Annotated in this window: 18 protein-coding genes; 3 read left to right on the top strand and 15 right to left on the bottom strand. The window is 66.4% G+C overall.

The features are described 5' to 3' along the window. Positions 1 to 35: 35 nt before the first annotated feature. The 6 genes from AC0IXR_RS12580 to AC0IXR_RS12555 all read right to left on the bottom strand — a co-directional run bounded on the left by AC0IXR_RS12580 (position 36) and on the right by AC0IXR_RS12555 (position 6,382). Positions 36 to 914: a LysR substrate-binding domain-containing protein gene (locus tag AC0IXR_RS12580; protein ID WP_056426677.1), complete on the bottom strand. Its 879-nt coding sequence runs from the start codon at positions 912 to 914 to the stop codon at positions 36 to 38. Positions 915 to 991: 77 nt separating this feature from the next. Then, positions 992 to 1,702, bottom strand: coding sequence for a L,D-transpeptidase (locus AC0IXR_RS12575; protein ID WP_471760915.1), 711 nt, complete (start codon positions 1,700 to 1,702; stop codon positions 992 to 994). Between the two features lie 261 nt (positions 1,703 to 1,963). Next, positions 1,964 to 2,710 carry a hypothetical protein gene (locus AC0IXR_RS12570; protein WP_471760914.1) on the bottom strand — a complete coding sequence of 249 codons (747 nt, stop codon included), beginning with the start codon at positions 2,708 to 2,710 and terminating at the stop codon, positions 1,964 to 1,966. 243 nt (positions 2,711 to 2,953) lie between these two features. After that, positions 2,954 to 3,457, bottom strand: coding sequence for an HAD domain-containing protein (locus AC0IXR_RS12565; protein WP_471760913.1), 504 nt, complete (start codon positions 3,455 to 3,457; stop codon positions 2,954 to 2,956). A 108-nt stretch (positions 3,458 to 3,565) separates the two neighbouring features. Next, on the bottom strand, positions 3,566 to 5,203 hold the full coding sequence (locus AC0IXR_RS12560; RefSeq protein WP_471760912.1) for an inorganic phosphate transporter: 1,638 nt from the start codon (positions 5,201 to 5,203) through the stop codon (positions 3,566 to 3,568). Positions 5,204 to 5,479: 276 nt separating this feature from the next. Next, entirely contained in the window at positions 5,480 to 6,382 is a 903-nt protein-coding gene (locus AC0IXR_RS12555; RefSeq protein WP_056453266.1) for a LysR family transcriptional regulator, read from the bottom strand. A gap of 124 nt (positions 6,383 to 6,506) precedes the next feature. On the opposite strand from AC0IXR_RS12555, the gene AC0IXR_RS12550 reads away from it, so the two are divergent. Next, the gene (locus AC0IXR_RS12550; protein ID WP_471760911.1) at positions 6,507 to 6,908 is read left to right on the top strand and encodes a DoxX family protein; all 402 of its coding nucleotides are present in this window, start codon (positions 6,507 to 6,509) and stop codon (positions 6,906 to 6,908) included. A 136-nt stretch (positions 6,909 to 7,044) separates the two neighbouring features. Then, positions 7,045 to 8,088 carry an LLM class flavin-dependent oxidoreductase gene (locus AC0IXR_RS12545; protein WP_471760910.1) on the top strand — a complete coding sequence of 348 codons (1,044 nt, stop codon included), beginning with the start codon at positions 7,045 to 7,047 and terminating at the stop codon, positions 8,086 to 8,088. 47 nt (positions 8,089 to 8,135) lie between these two features. Here the strand turns inward: AC0IXR_RS12545 and AC0IXR_RS12540 are convergent, their stop codons facing one another. From AC0IXR_RS12540 to AC0IXR_RS12515, 6 genes are all read right to left on the bottom strand, one after another. Beyond that, complete coding sequence (locus tag AC0IXR_RS12540; protein WP_471760909.1) at positions 8,136 to 8,906, bottom strand: ABC transporter ATP-binding protein; 771 nt, start codon at positions 8,904 to 8,906, stop codon at positions 8,136 to 8,138. Beyond that, positions 8,903 to 10,255 carry an ABC transporter substrate-binding protein gene (locus tag AC0IXR_RS12535; RefSeq protein ID WP_471760908.1) on the bottom strand — a complete coding sequence of 451 codons (1,353 nt, stop codon included), beginning with the start codon at positions 10,253 to 10,255 and terminating at the stop codon, positions 8,903 to 8,905. The genes AC0IXR_RS12540 and AC0IXR_RS12535 overlap by 4 nt, the downstream gene beginning before the upstream one ends. Positions 10,256 to 10,295: 40 nt before the next feature. Next, positions 10,296 to 11,333, bottom strand: a complete 1,038-nt coding sequence (locus tag AC0IXR_RS12530; RefSeq protein WP_471760907.1) for a branched-chain amino acid ABC transporter permease — start codon at positions 11,331 to 11,333, stop codon at positions 10,296 to 10,298. A gap of 5 nt (positions 11,334 to 11,338) precedes the next feature. After that, positions 11,339 to 12,232, bottom strand: a complete 894-nt coding sequence (locus AC0IXR_RS12525; RefSeq protein ID WP_471760906.1) for a branched-chain amino acid ABC transporter permease — start codon at positions 12,230 to 12,232, stop codon at positions 11,339 to 11,341. Further along, a complete protein-coding gene (locus tag AC0IXR_RS12520; RefSeq protein ID WP_471760905.1) occupies positions 12,229 to 13,104 on the bottom strand; it encodes an ABC transporter ATP-binding protein in 876 nt (291 codons plus the stop codon). The genes AC0IXR_RS12525 and AC0IXR_RS12520 overlap by 4 nt, the downstream gene beginning before the upstream one ends. A gap of 416 nt (positions 13,105 to 13,520) precedes the next feature. Then, positions 13,521 to 14,393 (bottom strand): SDR family oxidoreductase, encoded by an 873-nt coding sequence (locus AC0IXR_RS12515; protein ID WP_471760904.1) that lies wholly within the window; start codon positions 14,391 to 14,393, stop codon positions 13,521 to 13,523. A gap of 104 nt (positions 14,394 to 14,497) precedes the next feature. Here AC0IXR_RS12515 and AC0IXR_RS12510 point away from each other — a divergent pair, with 104 nt between their 5' ends. Next, positions 14,498 to 15,391: a LysR family transcriptional regulator gene (locus AC0IXR_RS12510; RefSeq protein ID WP_471761289.1), complete on the top strand. Its 894-nt coding sequence runs from the start codon at positions 14,498 to 14,500 to the stop codon at positions 15,389 to 15,391. A 65-nt stretch (positions 15,392 to 15,456) separates the two neighbouring features. On the opposite strand, the gene AC0IXR_RS12505 is transcribed toward AC0IXR_RS12510, so the two are convergent. From AC0IXR_RS12505 to AC0IXR_RS12495, 3 genes are all read right to left on the bottom strand, one after another. Next, positions 15,457 to 15,633 carry a hypothetical protein gene (locus AC0IXR_RS12505; protein ID WP_311275559.1) on the bottom strand — a complete coding sequence of 59 codons (177 nt, stop codon included), beginning with the start codon at positions 15,631 to 15,633 and terminating at the stop codon, positions 15,457 to 15,459. Positions 15,634 to 15,635: 2 nt separating this feature from the next. Beyond that, positions 15,636 to 19,538, bottom strand: a complete 3,903-nt coding sequence (locus AC0IXR_RS12500; protein ID WP_471760903.1) for a chemotaxis protein CheB — start codon at positions 19,536 to 19,538, stop codon at positions 15,636 to 15,638. Between the two features lie 436 nt (positions 19,539 to 19,974). After that, the gene (locus tag AC0IXR_RS12495) at positions 19,975 to 21,123 is read right to left on the bottom strand and encodes a helix-turn-helix domain-containing protein (protein ID WP_471760902.1); all 1,149 of its coding nucleotides are present in this window, start codon (positions 21,121 to 21,123) and stop codon (positions 19,975 to 19,977) included. Positions 21,124 to 21,387: the final 264 nt, after the last annotated feature.

Raw genomic sequence — 21,387 nt, 5'->3', positions numbered from 1 at the left:
GCAACGCCCCAGACGTGCTGATCGTCCGCCGACGCTCAGGCCGCGATGGTGAGCCCGTCATGGCCGGCGAGGCTCTGGCTGAGGAAGGTGATCAGTGGCTCCACGAGGTCGGGTGCCCGGTCTTCGCCGAGTACGCTGACCTCGGTCATGGGCAGGGCCGGCCAGAGCTCGGGCGCCCGCAGGATCTGTATGCCCTCCTGCACGAAGGAGCGCCCGAGCAACGTCACCCCGAGCCCGCCCGCCACCGCTGCCTGGACGCCCATCAGGCTGCTCGCCGTGCACGCGGCGACCCAGTCGCGCCGCACGGAATCGAGGGCCGCGATCATCTGCTCGCGATAGCTGCAGGGGGCCGCCAGCATCACCAGGCGCGCGGGCTTCGTAAAATCGAGCTGATAATCGGCGGAGGCGAGCCAGACGAGGGGCTCGCGCCAGATCACGCGCCCCCGCCCGTTCGCACCACTGCGCTTGACGATGACCGCATCGACCCGGTCCGCGTCGTAGGCTTCGAGGAGGTTGCAGCTCAACCCCGTCATCAGCGCGATATGGACGTCGGGATAGAGGCGGCCGAACCGGGCGAGGAGCTTCGGCAACTGACCGGGGATGAAGTCCTCCGACACACCGAGCCGCAGGGTGCCGCTCGCCGGCGGCTCCCGCCATCCGCGCAGGAACCGGTCGTTGAACTCCAGCATCTGGCGGGCCGCCACGAGCAGGCGCTCGCCGTCCGGCGTCAGTCCAAGCATGCGGCTGGTCCGGTCGAAGACCCGCCGGCCCAGGATCTCCTCAAGGCGCAGAACTTTCTGGCTCACCGCCGATTGCGAGCGATGCACGACGTCGGCGGCGGCCGTGAAACTCCCCGTCTCGGCCACCGCCACGAAGGCCCGCAGCAGATCGAGTTCCAGATCCGGGTGTCGCATCGCTCCGCCGTCTCCCATGATCGCACGCGCTAGCTTCGAGACCTGCCTCGCGCAGACCGCCCGCCGGTGCGATGCCCTCAGCCACGCACCGAGGAAGATGCAGACTGGGCGACGGGGCCTTCAAATGTCTCGACATGCTCGTCCGCCAGTAGCACGACAACCCGCGTCTCGACCGGAACGCGGCCGTAGAGATCGATGATGTCCTGGTTGAACATCCGGATACAGCCGGAGGAGACATCGGTGCCGATGGATTGCGGTTCTGTGGTGCCGTGGATGCGGTAGAGCGTATCGCGCGGACCTTCGAACAGGTAGAGCGCGCGTGGTCCTAGCGGGTTGCCGGGACCCCCGGCCATGCCGTTGCGCCACGGCCCGTTGCGGTCCGGTTCCCGTGCGATCATGTCCGCCGTCGGGGTCCAGCGTGGCCACTCGGCCTTGCGTCCCACCCGCGCCGACCCGCTCCAGGCCAGACCGGCCCTGCCGACGCCGACACCATAACGCAGGGCTCGGCCGTTCTCGCGTACGAGATAGAGAAACTTGTTACCCGGATCGACGACCAGCGTACCCGGCGTTTCGGCGCGCGGATAGGCGACCTCCTGGCGAAAGTAGCGGGGATCGATGCTGCCGATCTCGGTCGCCGGAAGGGGGAAGCGTTCGTTGGGACGCGCACCATACATGGCGGTGAACGCCGCGCTCGGTGGCGGTACCACGGCCTCGCGCTGGGCCTCCATGGTCACGCAGCCGCCGCCGGCAAGGCTCACCCAGGCCAGAAGGACGAGGATCGGAAGCATAGGGCCGCCTCTGCGCCGGAGGGAGGCAGCCGATCCCGACTTAGTCATGAGACGTGCTACCTTTCCAGAGACGTTCGGCGCCGAAGGCATCGGATGGCCGTCAGACGCTCAGGAAAGATGCCTTTCGTCTAGGCCTGAGGGAAACGCATAGTTCTGATGGGTTTCAGATGACGATCGAATGGACGGCACGCGCCGTTAACTCGTCATCGCCCTCGATGCCGGCTTTCTGAACCTTTACCGCAAGATAGCGACGCCCGACGATCAGGCAGGCACGAGAGTTTTGCTCAACCTGGCCCGTGCTTCGTTGGCCAGACGGTGCAGGACATCCGCGTAGCGCGTGAGCAAGCGCGCAAGAGGCGAGCGCCACAGGCCGTGTCCGTCATCACAGAGCGGATCGTTCACCACGGGACTGCCATCGGCGCCCACCAGGACGTTGCCGATGTTCGGATCGAGGCCTTGCGGCGATACCGCACGCAAGGACGCGACATAGGCTTCGTATCCGGGCCACGCGGCCCTGAAGTCTTCGCGGATCCCGTCGAAGCTCGCGTGATCGATCCGCGGCTCGTGGGCCGGCCATTCCACCTTGAACCGGTCTCGGACGCCCTCGTCCATCGCGACGCCCGGATGGTCCGCGATGACGGCGTGGGCATAGGCCAGCCACCAGGCATCCCGAGTTGGATTTGTGAGCCGTGAGCCGACGGTCATCAGCGCGCCGCAGCGGCTGACCTGCAGGTCGTGGATACGCGGCGCGTGCGGGCCATCGGAGCCTGCGAACCCCTTGCGAAGCAGGGCCGCATAATCGCCGAACCCGTCGGCCTTGCGTGCGAAGCGCACAACGACGTCCGGATGGTCCGGATGCGCATGGACGGTACCATGGTACCCGAATCCGATCTCCGACCAGCCTGTGGCGATGAGCGCGGCATAGGCCTCCGCGGCCGACCGTTCGGCAATGCCCAGGACCGCGAGCGAAGGACTGGACGTCCTTCCATGAGTTCTGAACCCGAACATCGCAGCCACTCCTTCCTGCCGAACGACAATCCGACGCGACGCGCTCTCAGCAGCCGCACGGGGGCGGCGTCGAGGCGGGGCCGGACGGGCAGGTCCGGCAAAGGTCCAGGAGACCCTGTCGATGTCGGGGGCAGCGTGACGCGGGTGTCACTCCACTGTCATGGAATGACCGGTGCTTTCGAAAAGTTCAATCCCTATGGGGAAGTAAATCGGCGGTGCGTGGGAATGAGCCAATCTGACCCATCATTGCTCGAGGGGCCGCCATCCTGCCAGCAGGTCGCGGGCCAGGATCCCCTCCGCCTCGCTTAGTCCAAGCTCTGCAACGGGACGAACGTGCCGACCCGCATGGGCCGGGCCGACCTCTACGTCGTCGAGGACGAGATAGTGCGTGATGTGGTTCCGGCTCGCGTGTTCGGTGATCTCATCGCCGCGCCCGGCTTGCTCGGCGGGAAGCATCGCGCCCGTTTCGGCATTCCGGCTCGTCGGCAGGATGGCCGTCCGCCAGTCCGGGTGAAAGCAGTCCTCGGATAGGCCGGCTTCCACCAGTGTCGGGCGGCAATCGTCGACGCGCCATGTGGACGACACGACCACCCTCGCGTCGAACTCCCGTACGAGGGCGGCAACGAGGGCGACCTGGGTCGGGTTGAGCCTGTCCTTCCCGGCTTGCCGTTGAAAGTCCACCGTCGTGACGACGCCGTCCACGTCGAGGTAGATCGTCAGCGCTCCAGCCCCTGTTCGTTCGCTCAAGGGGCCAGTCCCGTTTCGTGAAGCAACCCTGCTTCGGCCGCGGACGCCTACCGCGGGACGCTGCGATCGTCCAGCATCGGGTCCCCGGCCGGCGACGTCGAGGTGCCGCTAGAACACGTGCCGTAGGATGAAGAAGAGGACGCCCGCCAGGGTGATGGCGGCTGGCAGGGTCAGGACCCAGGCCAGCGCCATGTTGCGGACGGTCGACATCTGCAGGCCCGAACCGTTGGCGGCCATGGTACCGGCGACGCCGCTCGACAGGATGTGCGTGGTCGAGACTGGCAGACCGTAGAGTTCGGCGAGACCGATGGTGCCGGCGGCGACCATCTCGGCGGAAGCGCCCTGCGCGTAGGTGAGATGGGTCTTGCCGATCCTCTCGCCCACGGTGACGACGATGCGCTTCCAGCCGACCATCGTGCCGAGGCCGAGGGCCAAGGCGACGCACACCTTGACCCAGGTCGGGATGTAGCGGGTCCCGTCGTTGAGGAGGCCGGTATAGGCCTTGAGGGTACCGGTCTCGGCCTCCGAGAATGTGGCGCCGTTCTTCGGCAGGAGCCGGATCGCGTCGGCGGCGAGATACATGTCGTTGCGCAGGTTCGAGGTCGCCGCCGCCGGCACCTGCTTGATGGCGCCGTAGGCCTTCACGTTATCGGCGATGTCGGTGGAGAGCGCGGCGAGGGCCCCGTACACGGCAGGCCGGTTCAGGTCCTTGGACTTGAGAGCTTCCGAGACCTGCTTGCGGGCCTCGGCGGGGTCGGGCTTCGGCGCGTTCCCGGCATGGCTCGCGAACACCGTGCCGGCGTTCTGGGAGGTCTGGATGAAGGCCGGGGTGGTGTCGTCCGACATCGTGCGGTTGAGGGCGTAGGCGGTGGGGGCCGCGCCGATGAGGATGAGCATGATCAGGCCCATGCCCTTCTGGCCGTCATTGCCGCCATGGAAGAACGACACGAGGGTGCAGGTCAGGATCAGCAGGCTGCGGATCCACAAGGGCGGCGGGGTTTCGCCCTTGGGGGCCTCGTAGAGATCCTTCCTGCGCAGGGTAAACTTCAGGGCCAGCAGCAGCAGGGCGGCGGCGATGAACCCGATGACGGGGCTGAACAGCAGCGCCTTGAACACGCCCAGGGCCTGCGCCCAGTCGACGCCCGAGGTTGCCTGCCCCTCTGGCGCCATCAACTGGTTGGCGAGGCCGACGCCGATGACCGATCCGATCAGGGCATGGGACGACGAGTTCGGCAGGCCGAAGGCCCAGGTGCCGAGGTTCCAGAGGATCGCGGCGATGAGCAGCGCGAAGATCATGGCGTAACCGGCCGATGACCCGACCTGCAGGATCAGTTCCACCGGCAGCAGGGTGACGATGGCATAGGCGACCGCGCCGGACGACAGCATCACACCGAGGAAGTTGAAGGCGCCTGACCAGACGACCGCGACGAGCGGCGGCATCGAGTGGGTGTAGATCACGGTGGCCACGGCGTTGGCGGTGTCGTGGAACCCGTTCACGAACTCGAAGGCCAGAGCGATGAGCAGCGCCAGACCGAGCAGCACGAAAGCGCCGATGGCGAGAGGCGACTGGCCGACGGCGTTCATGTCGGCCACGAGGCTGTAGAGCGCGTAGCCCAGTCCGGCGACGAGGACGAGCAGGAAGGCGATGACGCCGCCAGGGTGAATGCCGTGATCGAGCTTCGGCCCTGCGGCGGGCGCCATGGCGCCCTGCGGCAGGCCGGTCGGAGCAGCAACGGCGTCGGACATGATGGCCTCAGGACCCGGGGGATCAACGATCCTGCCAGTAGGTCGCGCTCATAACAGTCCTGTGACATGCATTCAAAAAGCACCGATGGCGCTGGATTAAAGTCATCGACACGAACGTACGACGCGAACTCGCTCCTTGAAGCGTGCCAAGTGCAGGCGCTGCTAAGCGTTGTCCGAATCCGTCCGGCCCTGTCGGATGGAACGACCACCTTTTTTCGATTCTGACCTCGACCACTCTGTCGGCGCGGTGGCGTTCGTCGCTCATCATGGTTGGCGTCACTGGCCCGTGTCGGCGCAACGCAATTGGGCAATGAGCCAGCGCCCGGCCGGTCCCGGAGGCCGCTCCATCGGGTATACGGCCCACATCGGCAGGAAGAGGCCACCCTTCGGCAACGCGGCGATGTCGAGGCGCACGAGGTGTCCGACGGCGAGGTCATCCGCCACGACCTCCAGGGGCATCCCGCCCCATCCGAGCCCCGAGCGCAGGAAAGCATGCTTGGCTCCGAGATCGGCCAGCCGCCAGGTCCTTGGCGAGAACACGCCGAACTCGCGCCCCTTCGTCAGCTCGCTGCGGTCGGTCAGGACGAGTTGGACATGCTCGGCCAAGTCAGCGGTCGGGATCGTCCCCGTCCTGCGCGCGAGGGGATGGGCGGGCGAGGCGACCATGACCAGTTCGATCTGGCGCAACGGCTCGCGCGCAAGCTCGGGCGGCAGCAGGGGCGTGGCACCCGCGACCGCGAAAGCGCAGCGCCCGTCGAGGACCGGCGCGATCACCGCCCCCAGGGTCTCGACCTGGATGCGCAGGGGCGTGGAGGGAAAGGTCGGCTGGAACGCGGCCACGGCTTGCGTGAGCACTTGGAACGGGAACAGGACGTCCAGCACGATGCTGACTTCCGCCTCCAGGCCGCCGGCAAGGTCCCGGGCCTGGGCCTTGAACGTCTCGGCGGCCGCTACCGTCGCGCGTGCATGGGCGAGCAGCACGCGGCCCGCCTCAGTCAGGACCGGATAACGGTTCGAGCGGTCGAAGAGCTTGATGCCGGATTGCGTCTCCAGGTTTGCCAGAGACTGGCTGACCAGCGATTGCGCCCGCCCGAGCTTGCGTGCGGCTGCGGAGAAGCTGCCGGTATCCACCGCGGCGACGAAAGTCCGGAGTTGATCGAGGGTGAGTTGGTCGAGCATCCATCTGTCCAGGTGATGGTATGCATCGAAAGATATAGGCTTCGATGGGGGATGGAAGGGGCCTACGGCTTAGCGCACAGCCGAGCCGGTCCAGAGTTCGGCGACATCGAACTGGATGTTCCTCATGTCACAGACCCTCACGGCCACCTCTGCTCCGTCGCGCAAGCTCAACATCGCGACATGGTCGTTGCAGATCCTGGTCGCTCTCGTGTTCCTGGCGGCGGGCGGCGCCAAACTCGCCGGGGTGCCGATGATGGTGCAGGTCTATGACCTCATCGGCGTCGGCCAATGGTTCCGCATCGTTACCGGCCTCGTGGAAGTCGCAGGCGCCGTCGCCCTCCTGATCCCCGGCTACGCGGCCTTTGCCGCCCTCTGGCTGGCCTGCACCATGGTCGGCGCCATCATCGCCCATCTGGTCGTTCTACCCACGCCGGTGGCCCCGGCTGCCGTGCTGCTTGCCCTCACCGGAACCCTGGCCTGGCTGCGCCGAGACCAGGTCCTCTCGGTCCTGGGGCGCCTTCGCTGAGTAAGGGGCCGTTGCCCGGGATGGCTGCGGCCGACGCGAACGGATGCGGCGCCATCGCAAAGGGGCCGCGCTCCCATTCTCGCCTCATCGATCTGCACGCTTCTTCAATCTGATCGCACCAGAGAGACCGTCCGCCATGGAACTCGGCATCGACAGCTTCGCCGTCACCCTTCCCGATCCGGAAACGGGCCGGTCCCTTCCGGCGGCCGAGCGCATGGCGCGTCTGCTCGCCGAAGTGGAGGTGGCCGACCGGGCCGGGCTCGACGTCTTCGGTATCGGTGAGCACCACCGCGCCGAATTCCTCGATGCGGCTCCGGCCGTCATCCTCGCGGCCGCGGCGGCACGCACGAGCCGGATCCGCCTGACAAGCGCCGTCACGGTGTTGAGCGCGGCCGACCCGGTCCGCGTCTTTCAGGAGTTCGCTACCCTCGACCTGATCGCCAAGGGCCGGGCGGAGATCGTGGTCGGGCGCGGCTCCTTCGGCGAGGCCTACCCGCTTTTCGGGTTCGCCGCCGAGGATTACGACGCCCTCTTCGCGGAGAAGCTCGACCTGCTTCTGACGCTGCGCGAGCGGACCCATGTCACCTGGCGCGGCCGGTTCCGCCCGCCGCTCACCGGCCAAGGCGTCTATCCGCGTCCGCACCAGGAGACGCTTCCGATCTGGATTGGTGTGGGTGGAACACCGGCCTCCTTCGCACGCGCCGGCACCCTCGGCCTGCCGCTGATGGTGGCCATCATCGGCGGTAGCTTCCAACGCTTTCGCCCCCTGGTCGACCTTTACCGCGAAGCCGGCCGCCAGGCGGGCCATGCACCGGAGAGCCTCAAGGTCGGGGTGCATGCCGTCGGTTTCGTCGCCGATACCGACGGGGCCGCGCAGGAGGCGTTCTATCCCGGCTGGGCTCAGCTGTTCGGGAAGATCGGGGCGGAACGGGGATGGCCGAACACGAACCAGCGTGAGCAATTCGAAGCCATGTGCGGCCCCTACGGCGCCTACCTGATCGGAGCGCCGGACACGGTTGCGGCGAAGGTGGCGACGGCCAGCGCCGCGCTCGGTGGCATATCCCGTCTGACCTTCCAGATGAGTTCGGCGATGCAGGAGCCGGATGCCATGCAGCGATCCATCTCATTGCTCGGCACCGAGGTGATACCGCGGGTGAAAGCGTTGTTGCCGGCCTCGTGACGGCGCCCTGCCCCAGGCGCAGGGTCCCGTTCTTGGAACGACACCGTTCAGGCCGGCACGTGGGTGGGCGCCGTCCCGAGGCCGAGATAGAACGTCTTGATGTCGTCGCGCCCACGAAGTTCGGCGGCGGTGCCAGTGAGGACGCTGCGTCCATTCTCCAGCACGACCGCCCGGTCCGCATGGCGCAGGGCGACGGTGACGTTCTGCTCGGCGACCAGGATCGTCAGTCCCTCGTCGCGGTTGAGGCGTGCGAGGGTGCGAAAGATCTCGGCCACCACCTGCGGAGCGAGGCCCATGGAGGGTTCGTCGAGGACGAGCAGGCGCGGACGGCCCATCAGGGCACGCCCGATCGCCACCATCTGTTGTTCGCCGCCGGAGATCAGCCCGGCCAGAATCAGGCGCTTCCGCAGCAGGCGCGGGAAGATCGCGTAGATCCGCGCGAGGTCGGACCGGATGGCGGATCGGTTCGAGCCGCGCCCGAGCCCACCGGTGACGAGGTTCTCCTCCACGCTGAGCCCTCGGAAGCAGTGGCGGCCTTCGAGCACCCCGACGAGGCCCGCCCGCACCAGGGCGTCGGTGGGTGTCCGGGACACGTCCTGTCCGTCATAGACGATGCGGCCCGCCGTCACCTGCCCGCGCTCGGCCGGCAAGAGGTTCGAGACCGCCTTGAGGACGGTGGTCTTGCCGGCGCCGTTGGAGCCCACGAGGGCGACGATCTCGCCCGCTGCGACGGTGAGGTCGACTCCCGAGAGGGCGCGGACGGTGCCGCCATAGCGGGCCTCCAGCGCCTCGACGCGTAGCAGCGGCGTGCCGGTCACGGAGTGGCCGCCGCGGCGTGGGTCGCATTCTCCTCGGCGGCACAGTTGCGCGGCGTGATGCCGTGCTCCTTGGCGTAGGTCGCCGACGAGGCCTCGATGATCGGGCGCAGGGTCGCCCAGTCGGGGGCGATCCAGTCGGAGACCACCTTCCATTTCGCCCCGTCCCATTGCTGGAAGGTGACGCGGCCATCGCCCTCGTGGTTGGCGCAGGTGACGTTGATGGAGTGGAACAGGCCCTTGGCGCCCAAAGCCGCGACGCGGGCTTCGTCGAGACGCAGGTGCTCGAAGCCCCAGCGGACCTCGTCTCCGGTGAGCGTCCGCTTGCCGAACTTCGCTTGCGCCGCCCGCACCGCCTCGACGTTGAGGATGCCGTTCACGATGCCGAGGTTGTGGTAGATGCTGCCGATGCGCTTCTTGTCGGCGAGATTGCCGGTATTGCCGTCGTAGACGGTCTTGATGATGTCCTTCAGCACCGGATATTCGGCGCCCGACGCCTGCGTGGTGATGGCGACGTAGCCCTTGGCGGCCTCTCCTGCCGGGATCACGTCCTCCTCCGAGTTGGACCAGACGTTGCCGACGATGCGGTTGGCGGGAAAGCCCGTCTTCTGGGCGGTCTTCAACGCCACCGGGTTCATCACGCCCCAGCCGCGCAGGACCACATAGTCCGGCTTGAGGCGGCGGATGGTCAGCCATTGCGATTGCTGCTCGTTGCCGGGATGCGGCACCTCGATCTGCTCGACCTTGAAGCCGTGCTTCTTGGCGAGGAGCTCATAGATCGGGATCGTCTCCTTGCCGTACGGCGAGCCATGATAGAGCACCGCGATGGTCTTGCCCTTGAGCCTGTCGAGTCCACCCTCGCGGCTCCCGAGATATTCGACGATGCCGGATGTCTCGCTGTAGGGGTTGAGGAGGAGCGGGAAGACGTAGGGGAAGACCCGGCCATCGGTGGAATCGGTGCGGCCGTGATTGATCGTGATCAGCGGCACCTTGTCCTTGGTGATCCGGTCGACCATCGCATAGGCGATTCCCACAGAGAGCGGGTTCCAGGCTGCGATGCCGGGACGGGATTTGAGCCGCTCATAGACCTCGACGCCGCGCTCGACCTCGTACTGGGTCTCGCCCTCGCTCCATGTCAGCTTGACCCCGTTCACGCCGCCGTCGCGGGTGTTGATCAGGTTCAGGTAATCGATGAAGCCACCGAAGAAGCCGGTTCCACCGGCCGCATAGGGCCCCACCCGGTAACTCTGCAGGGGGAAGTGCTGTTCGTCGGCGCCGGCCGAACCGGTGAGCGCGACGAGGGCGGTCCCGGCGACGAGCACGGAACGCAGGGCGGTTCTGAATGCGGGCATGGGAAGTCCCTTAGTTCGCTGGTCTCAGGAGTTTGAACGGTCAGGCCGAGGGGCGTAGGCGGCGCACGGCGCGGTCGAGGAGCGCACTGAGCCCGGCGGGTTCGCGGATCAGGAAGGCGACGATCAGGATTCCGAGGACGATGCGCTGACACATCTCCAGCGTGCCGGAATCGAACCCGTCGCCGAGTAAGGCTGCGCCGAACCGTGACAACAGCAACGGCAGGACGACGATGAGCCCCGCGCCCAGGAAGGCGCCGCGCAGGGTGCCGAGGCCGCCGATGATGACGATGAACAGGATCTGGAAGGAGCGGTCGAGGTTGAACCCTGCCGGCTCCACCGTGCGCAGGTAGGCGAAGGCCCAGAGCACACCCGCTACGCCGATGATGAAGGAGGACAGCCCGAAAGCGAGGAGCTTGGTGCGCGCCACCTTCACGCCGATGACGCGGGCGGCGGTCTCGTTGTCACGCACGGCGACGAAGTTGCGTCCGGTGGGCGAGGTGACCAGGCGCCAGGCCAGGACCGTCAGCAGCGTCACCACGGTGAGCGAGAACAGGTAGCGGCCACGGGCATCCTCCACGGACAGGCCGGCGACGACCAGCGGCGGCGCGCTGATGACTCCGGATGGGCTGTCGTTGGAGAGCCAGCTGAAGCGGTTCAGCACCCAGGCCACGAAGAACTGCGCCGCCAGCGTCGAGACGGCGAGGTAGAAGCCGCGCAGCCGCAGGGCCGGCAGGCCGGCCACCAGCCCCGCCAGGGCGGCGACGAGCCCGGCCAGCACGATGGTCGCCGGCAGCGGCAGGAAGGGCAATCGCAGCGACAGGTTGAAGGCGGCATAGGCCCCCACCGCCATGAAGGCAGAGGATCCGAGTGAGAGCTGGCCGCCATAGCCGGTGAGCAGGTTGAGTCCGAGGGCCGCCAGCGACAGGGCCAGGAACGGCGTCAGGATCGCCTCGTAGAGGTAGCTGCTGCCGACGAGCGGAACGATCCCATAGGCGATCGTCAGAAGAAGAACGACGCCGATGCCCTTGGCGGATAGGCGCGGCAGGAACTTGTCCAGCGGAGTGGAGGTGGCGGCCATGGCGCTCAGACCCGCTCGACGCTGCGCATGCCGAACAGCCCCGAGGGCTTCAGCAACAGGAAGCCCAAAGCCGCGACATAGGCGATCCAGCCCTCGATGCCGCTGCCGATGACCGGCCCGAGATAGATTTCCGACAGCTTTTCCACCGCACCGACGATGAGCCCGGCGACGATGACGCCGAGGATCGAATCGAAACCGCCGAGCACGAGGACCGGCAGGGCCTTCAGCACCACCAGGGAGAGCGAGAATTGCACGCCGAGGCGCGCTCCCCAGAGTAGTCCAGCCACCAGGGCGACGATGCCCGACGCGATCCAGACCGCGGCCCAGATCCGGGGCAGACGCAGGCCGGTGTTCAGAGCCGCCAGCGGATCGTCCGCCACCGCACGGAAGGCGAGGCCGGTGCGGGTGTAGCGAAAGAACAGGCTCAGCACGGCTACCAACAGCCCGGCGACGGCTGCGGCGAACAGGTCGAAGCGGCTGACGAGGATGCCGGCGAGGTCGATCGGCGTATCGTCGATGCCGAGATCGAGCCCGTGTACCTGCGTGCCCCAGGCGAGCTGGGCGACTCCCTCGATGACGTAGGCGACGCCGAGCGTCGCCATGAAGAGAGTGATCGGCGGCTGGTTGACCAGGGGCCGCAGGACGGCGCGTTCGATGGCGAGCCCGAGGAGGGCCATGACCGCCAGGGTCGCGGCAAAGGCGCCGATGAAGGGCACGCCCCGTTCCGTAAGGCTGACGAAGGTCAGTGCCGCGAACAGCAGCATCGCGCCTTGCGCGAAGTTGAGCACGCCGGAGGTCTTGTAGATCAGCACGAAGCCGATCGCGACCAGCGCATACATGACCCCGGACAGCAGACCGCCGACCAGCACCTCGACGAAGAAAGCGAGATCGGGATTCATGCGCCGGCCTCGAAGGCGAGGCCGAGATAGGCGGCGATGACGGCGGGATCGGCCTGGACCTCGGCCGGCGTCCCGGAGGCGATGCGCCGCCCGTGATCGAGGACGGTGACGCGATCCGACAGGCTCATCACCACGCCGACATCGTGCTCGATCAGTACGATGGTGGTGCCGGTGGAGTCCCGCGCGGCGCGAATATCACCGCTCATCCGCTGTTTCTCGGTGGCCGTCATGCCGGCCATGGGCTCGTCGAGCAGCAGGAGGCGCGGCTTGGCTACCAGGGCGCGGGCGAGCTCGACCCGCTTCTGCACACCATAGGGGAGCGTGCCGACGAGCCGGTCGCGTATGTCGGCGAGGTCGAGCGCGGCGATGACGGCATCGGCCCGCTCCCGGTGCTCGCGCGCTTCGCGACGCGCATGGGGAAGTCCGAGAACCTGCGCACCAAGCCCGGCGGACTGGCTGTCGACCAGCCCGATCGTCACCGTATCGAGGACGGTGAGACCCCGGAACAGCGCCAGGTTCTGGAAGGTGCGGGCCACACCGAGGCGGGCGAGGTGCCGCGTCGGCACGCGGGAAAAGCGGTCGTCGCCGATCCGGATCGCTCCGGAATTCGGCGCGTAAAGCCCGCTGATCGCGTTGATCAGGGAGGATTTACCGGCTCCGTTCGGGCCGATGACCGCATGGATCTCCCCCTCCCCGACCGACAGATCCACGGCATCGAGCGCCACGGTCCCACCGAACCCGAGCGACACGCCTTCGACTACAAGGAAGGGAGCATCCTCCTCGACGATCCTGGGGTGGAGCCGTTGGCGGGAAGCGGGAAGGCTCACGGATCGTGGCCGATCGACGAGATGCGGCCGGACAGCAACATTCATGATGAGAGAAGCGTTTCCGGGGGGCGAGGTGATGCATTCACGTCAATGAATCGAGATCATGACGCGATAAAGCCAGTCTCATGGGATAGATGATACCCTTGACGGAGCATCGATAGGCCCAGATTCATCTATAAATCTAAATCTGTCAAAAGGATAAGGAGCTATATTTATGGCGCTTTTACCGCATTCGTTCCATGCGAGCCGTGATCGGGAGATTGATTCTGCTCAGGTTATCCGTGCGCTGTCTTATTCTTGAAGCGCGCCTGTCGGCACCGCGCCGGTTGATCAGGGGGCGCGATCGATAGACGATCCGAGCACAAAGCGGATTCTTGACGTTGCGCGTGGCCATCCGGCCCCAGGAGTTCGGTATTCCCCACCGAACTCCTGGGGCCTGACGGCCGGTGTCCCAAATGGCGTCAGGCGGACGCCGCGATCCGGGCGGCAAAATCGCGATAGGACCGCAACGGACGGCCCAGACGTTTGGTGAGGCGATCGATGTCGCCGGTCTCCGGCCGCATCCCGATGTCGAGAAAGCGTTCGCACATCAGGCGCATGTCAAAGGCCATCCAGCTCGGCGCGTGCTGCTGCCGCAGGTTCTGCTCGAAGGCGCCGGTGTCGTCACCGCCATACGCGACCGGGCGGCCCAGGATTTTGGACCAGATGGCGGCGACGTCCGCACCGGTCAGCGTCTCGGGACCGACGAGATTGATCCGGTCGAAGGGGAGCGGTGTGCTGGACCGCTCGCGGCGGATGAGTTCGAGGGCGGCGATCTCGCCGATATCGGCCGCATCGATCATCGCGAGGCCCTTGGCCCCGATCGGCATCGGGTAGACGCCATAGCCGAGCACGACGTCCTTGATCAGGGCATCGTTGTTCATGAAGTAGGCCGGTCGCAGGATCGTGGCGTTGAAGCCCATTCCCTCGATCATCCGCTCGACGCCGAACTTGCCCGCGAAATGCGGCACGTTCACGTAGAGGTCGCTATGGATCACCGACAGGTAGACGATCCGCTCGATCCCGGCCTCGCGGGCGAGGTTGAGGGCGATCAGGGCCTGGGTGAATTCGTCCGGCACCACGGCGTTCAGCAGGAACAGGGTGGAGATTCCCGACAGGGCGTTCCGCAAGGTGTCGACGTCGAGGAGGTCGCCCTGGACCACGGCCACGCCCGCCGGAAGCTCCGCTTTTACGGGGTCGCGGACGAGTGCGCGGACATCGGCGCCACGCTGGACGAGGTGGTTGATGACGTGGCGGCCGACGGTGCCGGTCGCGCCGGTGACGAGGATGGTCATGGGGGTCACTCCGAGGTTGTTTCAAACGACACCCGGAGAATGAGGGGCCCATTCGTGGTTCGATAGACTGTCTGTTAGGACGGTCCGTCTCACAGGTGGAACGTATGGACCTCCTCGCCCTCGCCGATTTCAACCTCGTCGCCCGGCACGGGGGGTTCGGCCGGGCTGCCCGCGCCTCTGGACGCCCGAAGGCGACCCTGTCCCGCCGGGTCGGGGAGCTGGAGGCCAGCCTCGCCCTGCGCCTGTTCGAACGGGGCGCGCGCAGCCTGAAGCTGACGGAGGAAGGCCGCGCCCTTCACGAGCGGACGCGGGTGCTGCTCACCGAACTCGACGAAGCGGCGTCGGCCATCGCCACGGGCGGAGACAGGCCACGCGGACGCTTGCGCATCAGCGCGCCCGTGCTGTTCTCACAGACCGCGATGGGCCGGCTCGCGGTCGATTTCGGGTTGAAATATCCCGACATCCGGCTGGAGATCACCACGGAGGACCGGTCCGTCGATATGGTGGAGGAGGGCTACGACCTGGTGATCCGGGTCAACCCGGAGCCTGACGAGACTCTGGTCGGCCGTATCTTCTTGCGGGACCGGCTGGTGGTCGTGGCGAGCCCGGGCCTGGACCGGCCGGGAGAAGGGGCGACCGTGCCCGGTGTCATCCGCGGTCCGATCGGAGGACCGCTGACCTGGGACATGCGATCGTCCGGCGGTAAGTCGAGCGTCACCGTCGATCCGGTGCTCGGCCTGTCATCGCTCATGATGGTCCGCGATGCGGTCCGCGCCGGGCTCGGCGCCGGACGCCTGCCGATCTCGCTCGTCAGCCGCGATCTGGCGGCCGGCAGGATGGTTCTCTGGGGCGATCTCGACCGGCCGGAGATCGCCCTCTGGACGCTCTACCCGTCGCGGCGGCTGCTGAGCGCACGTGTCTCCGCCTTCCTCGTCCATCTGAAGGAGGCCTTCCCGATGGGGACCGCCGATGAGCTCGCGGCGCATATCGATGGATAGCAGCGAGGCCCCTGCCCCGGCGACGGAGCCCGACGGTCTTTCATCCGGCGCCCATGCCGAATGTTTCAGCGGATGAGCGCTTCGGCGATCTTCTCAGGCTCGACCGGCGCTTCGACCCTGACCACAACCGCGAAGCGTGCCGGTAAGCCGGCTCCGTCGCAATCACGGCGCAACGCATCGACCCGGGCATACTCGTCCTCGACCACGAGGATCACGCGGCTTGCCCAGGGGCTCGATTCCATCGTCACCCCAGATCTTGTGCCTGGGCATGATCGATGAGTGGCAAATCGATGGTGCAGTGCAGGTCCGTCGGGGAAAGGTCGTAGGTGGTGCGTGCCTGCATGACGTAGGGCAATGCCCGCTCGATCAATTCGCGGCCGTAGCCGCCGGCCTTCGCGATCGGACCCTCTTCCTCCAGCACATGTTCGAGCCCGGTCTCCCGCCACTCCAACACGAGGCGCTCGCCTTCCTCGCCCGCATAGGTCCGCCACGTCACCTCCAGGCGGCCCGCCTCGGTGGTGAGCGCCCCGTATTTGCGGGCATTCGTGGCGAGTTCGTGCAAGGCCAGCGCGAAGATTTCCACCGTGCGTTTGCGCAGGCGTACCTTCGGACCCGACAACAGGACGCGCTCGGGCATGTTGGCGGCGCCGAGGGCGTCGAGCTCCGCACGGAGCACCGCGTCCATGGTGATCGGCTCGTTATCCGCGCGGGATAGAACGCCTTGTACACGTGAGAGCGCGGACAGCCGGTTCGTGAAGGCCACCTCGAAATCCTCGAGCGTCTCGCTGGAGCGCAGCGTCTGTCCAGCGATGGACCGGACCACGCCGAGCAGGTTCCGGGTGCGGTGCTGCAATTCGGCGACCATGACCTTCTGGCGTTCCTGGTAGGTGCGCAGGTCGTCCACATCGGTGGAGGTGCCGAGCCACTCGACGATCCTCCCCCTTTCGTCATGGACCGGGGTCGCGCGCGTCTGGAACCAGGAATAACGGTCCTCCGCCGCATTGCGGATCCGATAATTGACCACGAGCGTGCCCAAACGCTCCGCCTCCTCCCAGCGCGCGAGGGTCTCATCACGGTCGTCAGGGTGGAGAGCGGCGATCCAGCCGTGACCGAGGCTGTCCGCCTCGGACTGCCCCGTATAGGCGCCCCATTGCGGGCTGGCCCAGGTCCATTGGCCGCCATCGACCGCCCGCCAGACCAGCTGTGGGACGCCCTCGATCAACGCGCGCTGGCGGGCCTCGCTCTCACGCAGGGCATCCTCGGCGCGTTTGCGCGTGGTGACATCCGTCGCCGAGCCGAACCATTCGATGATGTTGCCGTCGCCGTCGAAGACCGGGATGGCCCGCGAATGCGTCCATCCCACCGTGCCGTCGAGACGTCGGACCCTGTGCTCCAGGTCGAACGAACGCTTCGCGGCGTTGGCCGCCTCGATCTCGGCACGGACCTGCGCCTGATCTTCTTCCGGGATGTACCGGGTGACCCAGCTCTGGTCGGGATCGTCCGTATCGGACAGGAACCCTCCCCCGGAGAGTTCGTGCATCATGTCCCAGGCCGGACTCATCCGGTAGAGCACCTGCGAACTGGCCTGGACGAGCGCCCGCAACTGCTGTTCCGAGCGGCTCTGTGCCGCCTCGGCTTTGCGACGCGCGGTAATGTCGACGAAGGTCATGACGGTGCCGTCGATGCGATCCTCCACGGTGCGGTAGGGTCTGAGCCGCATCATGAACCATTGCCCGGCCCGGCTGCGGACCTCGTTCTCCACCGGCACGAGGTCCTGCAGCACCCGGTTGGTGTCCGCCTCGATCCCGTCATACTCCAAACGGTGCGTGAAATCGGTGATCGTACGCCCGATATCGGCTTTCGTGATGTTGAAGAGTTCCGCGATCGGTGGCGTGAACATCTTGATGCGCAGGTTGGCATCGAGGAACAAAGTGCCGATTTCCGTCGCGTAGGTGAGATTTTGCAAGTCGCTATGCGCCACCGAGATGCTGGCCAGCTTGCTCTTCATCTCGGCATTGACGGTGTGAAGCTCCTCGTTGATCGATTGCAGCTCCTCTTTCGAGGTCTCGAGCTCCTCTGCCGTCGAGCGATACTCCTCGTTGATCGATTGCAGCTCCTCGTTGGTGGCACGAAGATCCTGGATCGACGCTTCGTGCCCGCTGCGGCTGGCGATCAGGGCTTCCTGGGCAGCCCTCAACTCGGCATGAAGGCGGCGAACCTCGTCGGGCTGGGTGTCGGTTGCGGCCTCTGACGTGTCGTCGCCGCGCACGCGGCCGCCATCCAGGAAGAACACGAGCGCGCGCGTCCCCATATGCGCCTCGCTGGGAACGGGAACGACGTGCATGGCGATCCTGCGCCGCTCGCTGTCGAACGCGACCACGGTCGGATAGGTGAGCGTCGGTTCCTTCTGGTCGAGGGCGCGGGTCAGCGCCAGCCTGAGATCGAGCCGCAGCTCCGGCCGCACCACCGTGGGGAGCTGGTTGGAGACCGGCCCGGCCGAGTGGAGGAGGAAGCGCCCCGCATTCGCCGAGAGGTGCAGGATGTGCTGAACGTCATCCACGAGCACGCTCGCGGGCGCGCTCTGTTCCAGAGCGGACAGGTGCAGCGTGGCCGACCTGTCCCCATTCTCGTTGCGCGCGGGCGCAGCGTGATTCATCGGCATGAGCCGTTCGGGCACGGCGAATTGCGGCAGGATCGGCAGTGTGCGGGCCGCATTCGGCCGGGAGCAGTAGATGCGCGCTTCCCGGTCGAGGGGGGCGAACTGGTCCGTTGCCGCGTCCACGGTCTCGGCCGACCCCAAGAACAGGTAGCGTCCCGGCTTGAGGCCGTAATGGAAGATCGCGCAGAGCTGCTGCTGCAGGCTGCGCTCGAGGTAGATCAGGAGGTTGCGGCAGGTGATGAGATCGAGCCGCATGAAGGGCGGCTCCTTGATGACGCTGTGCGTGGCGAACATGACGCTGTCGCGCAGCTCTTTGCGCACACGGTAATGCGAGCCTTCGTCGACGAAGAACTGAGTGAGGCGCTCATTGGAGACGTCGGCCTCGATCGAGCGCGGGTAGCGCCCCTCCCGCGCGATCCCGAGCGCGGTATCATCGAGATCCGTGGCGAAGATCTGGATCTGCGGATGGAGCTTCCGCCGCGCAGCCTCCTCATGCAGCAGGATCGCGAGGCTGTACGCTTCCTCTCCGGTGGCACAACCCACCACCCAGGCCCGAAGATTCTCCCCCTTTTCGGGCCCGAGATCGTCGAAGAGCGGTCGGATCGTCTGGTGCCTCAAGGCCTCGAAAGCCTGCGGGTCGCGGAAGAATTGCGTCACCGAGATCAGTAGATCGGTGAAGAGTTCTTTCGCCTCCTCGGGAGTGGCCAGAAGGTGATTGGCATAGTCCGCGAGCGTATCCGTGCGGCAGACTTGCATGCGTCGGATCACGCGCCGCATCACGGTGGCCCGCTTGTAGCCTGAGAAATCGTGGCCCAGGCGGGCGCGAAGGAACGCCACGATGCGCCGAAGCTCGTTGGCGCTGGCGTCCATGTCGAGAGAGCGGACGGCCTCCTTGCTATGGGCCAACTCCACCACGCGCTCGGCCAGGCGGGCCAGCGGCGCGACGAAATCGGCCGTCCCCGTGGAGATGGCGTTCTGCGGCATGGAGGCGAAGCTGGCTTCCGCCGGCTCCTGCACCATGACGACGCCCCCGCCCTCCCTGATGGCTTGGATACCCACCGATCCATCGGCGCCGGCGCCCGACAGGATGATGGCGATGCCGTCGCCACGGGCGGCGGCGACGGAGCGGAAGAACATGTCGATGGGCGAGCGCCGGCCGCGCGGCTCGCTGAACTCCCGTGCCGTGACGCTGTCGCCATCGATGACGAGTTCGCGGTCGGGCGGGATCACATAGACGCAATTGGGCTTGAGGGTCGGCCTGTCCTGGATCTGGTTGACGGGCATCCGGGTGCAGCCCGACAGGATGTCGGCGAGCATGCTCGGATGGTCGGGTGCGAGGTGAAGAATGACGACGTAGGCGAGGCCGAGATCCGGCGGAAGTTGCCGGAACAGGCCCTGCAGCGCCGCGATGCCGCCCGCCGAGGCGCCGATGGCGCAAACGGGTACGAATTTCGGAGAGGGAAATGCGTGAGATTCGGGGTCGTACATGTGGCCCTATCCGTGGCGGCTGACCGATCTCTTAGCGAGAACTCGGGCAGATACCCAACGGTCGAGTCCGCTTCTGTTTTCCCCACACCGGTGAAAAACCGGCTCGCCGGCCCGTCCTGCACCGCGTCGGGTCGTCCACGGGCCCGAACCCTTGCGAAGAGGGAGCCTCGATGGAACCGAGTACCCGCTATCCGGCAGGAACCCATGAGCACATGGGCCGGATGATCTTCGATGATCAGGGCGAGCGGGGCCAAAGCAGGCCCGGCGGCGAAGGGGCGTGAGAGCACCATATCGCCCCCGGTCTACGGACCGGGGGCTTCGCGGCGAGAACCCTGCTCTCAGCGAGGAAGGCGTCCGCGTCTGCGGAGGGAGGGCGGCTCGACCGATGCCGGACCGTCGAGGCGGGTTGCGTCGGCGCTTCGCCGACGCCGAACTTTTATGCGGCGGTCCGCTCGCCGAGATGCAGATAGTCCGCATCGAACTCGGCGAGGCGCTTCAGGCGCGGCCAGTCGAGGATCCTCAGGGTCCGGCCCTTGAGCTCGATCAGCCCGCGCCGTCGAAGCTCCTGTAGCGAACGGTTGACGTGGACGGTGGTCATTCCCGTCGTATCCGCGAGCTGGTTCTGTGTGACGGGCAGGTCGCAGCTTTGGTTGGTTCCGACACCCGCGGCCTGAAAGCGGGTGATCAGTTCGCAGAACAGATGGGCGATCCGCTCCAGCGCCGTTCGCTGACCGACATTGACCAGCCACTCGTGCAGGGTCGCCTCATCCACGAGGCTCGCCATCCGCAAGGCCCGCGCGATGGCTGGATGATGCTCCATGAGATCCTTCACGACAGTCACCGGGATCCGCACCACCTCGCAGGCGGAGAGCGTGGCGAGGGTGTGATCCATGCGGTTCATGAGCGCCACATCGAGATCGCAGGTGTCGCCGGGCACGAGATAGGCGGTGATCTGGCGGGCGCCGCTGGAGCGCTGCTTGTAGCGGCAGGCGATTCCACTCATCACGAGATGGACGCCATCCGGTGGGTCGCCCGCCCGGACGAAATCGGTATGCGGCGCGATGGGGCGAGGATTGGCGCTGATCCGCTCCAGGATCTCCCGGTCGGCCTGGGAGAGCGTCACGAACCCCTCCAGCTTGCGGATAAAGGGGTTGCTCCGGCTCTCGACCGGCTGGAGCCTCCGAATGGGCGTGACGACTTCGGCACTCATCGGTGGCGGCGCTTTGACGAGGCCATCCAGCAGCGCGATGATATCGTTGGGCAGAGCCGGTTTGGTCAGCCAGGGCAGGTTCTGGAAGTCCGAGGCACGAGGCTCGTCCTGCTGGAAACCCGAATGGACGAGGATGGGAATTCTGCGTTGGCGCAATTCGCGGCCCAATACGGTGCAGAAGCCGTCCCTGAGCTTGACGTCCACCACCGCGAGGGCGGGACTGGCCAGGTCGATGGCGGCCAGTGCCTCGGGCGTCGTCGCGAACGGCCCCAGCACGCGGTAGCCCGCCCCCATCAGAGCGTCGCTGAGGTCCTCCGCTATGAGGAAATCCGGTTCGGCTAGGAGCACGGTCGGTTGTCGGGCTGCAAGGTCCATGTTCAGGCTCCAAAAATGAAGGCCACCTGTCATCTGACGGGCAAAATCGTATACCCAGGTTTAAACATGATCTGAATTGACAGTAAACAAAACAAAGCGTCCGGTGCGGTATCGAACTTACGTCGGATACGCTGGTCGGCTTCGGTTGATCTATGACAGTTTGCCAAATGTTATTGAGATCATCTGTTGTCCGTGCCATGACTTAGCGATCGCCTGCAACGATGTCCGAGCGTAGGCGGCTAAGAGACGCCGAGCTCTTGCTCC

This window comes from Methylobacterium sp. AC832 (genome assembly GCF_979256025.1).
The sequence above is the reverse complement of the archived record's forward strand: the minus strand, read 5'-3'. Positions and strand labels throughout refer to the sequence as shown.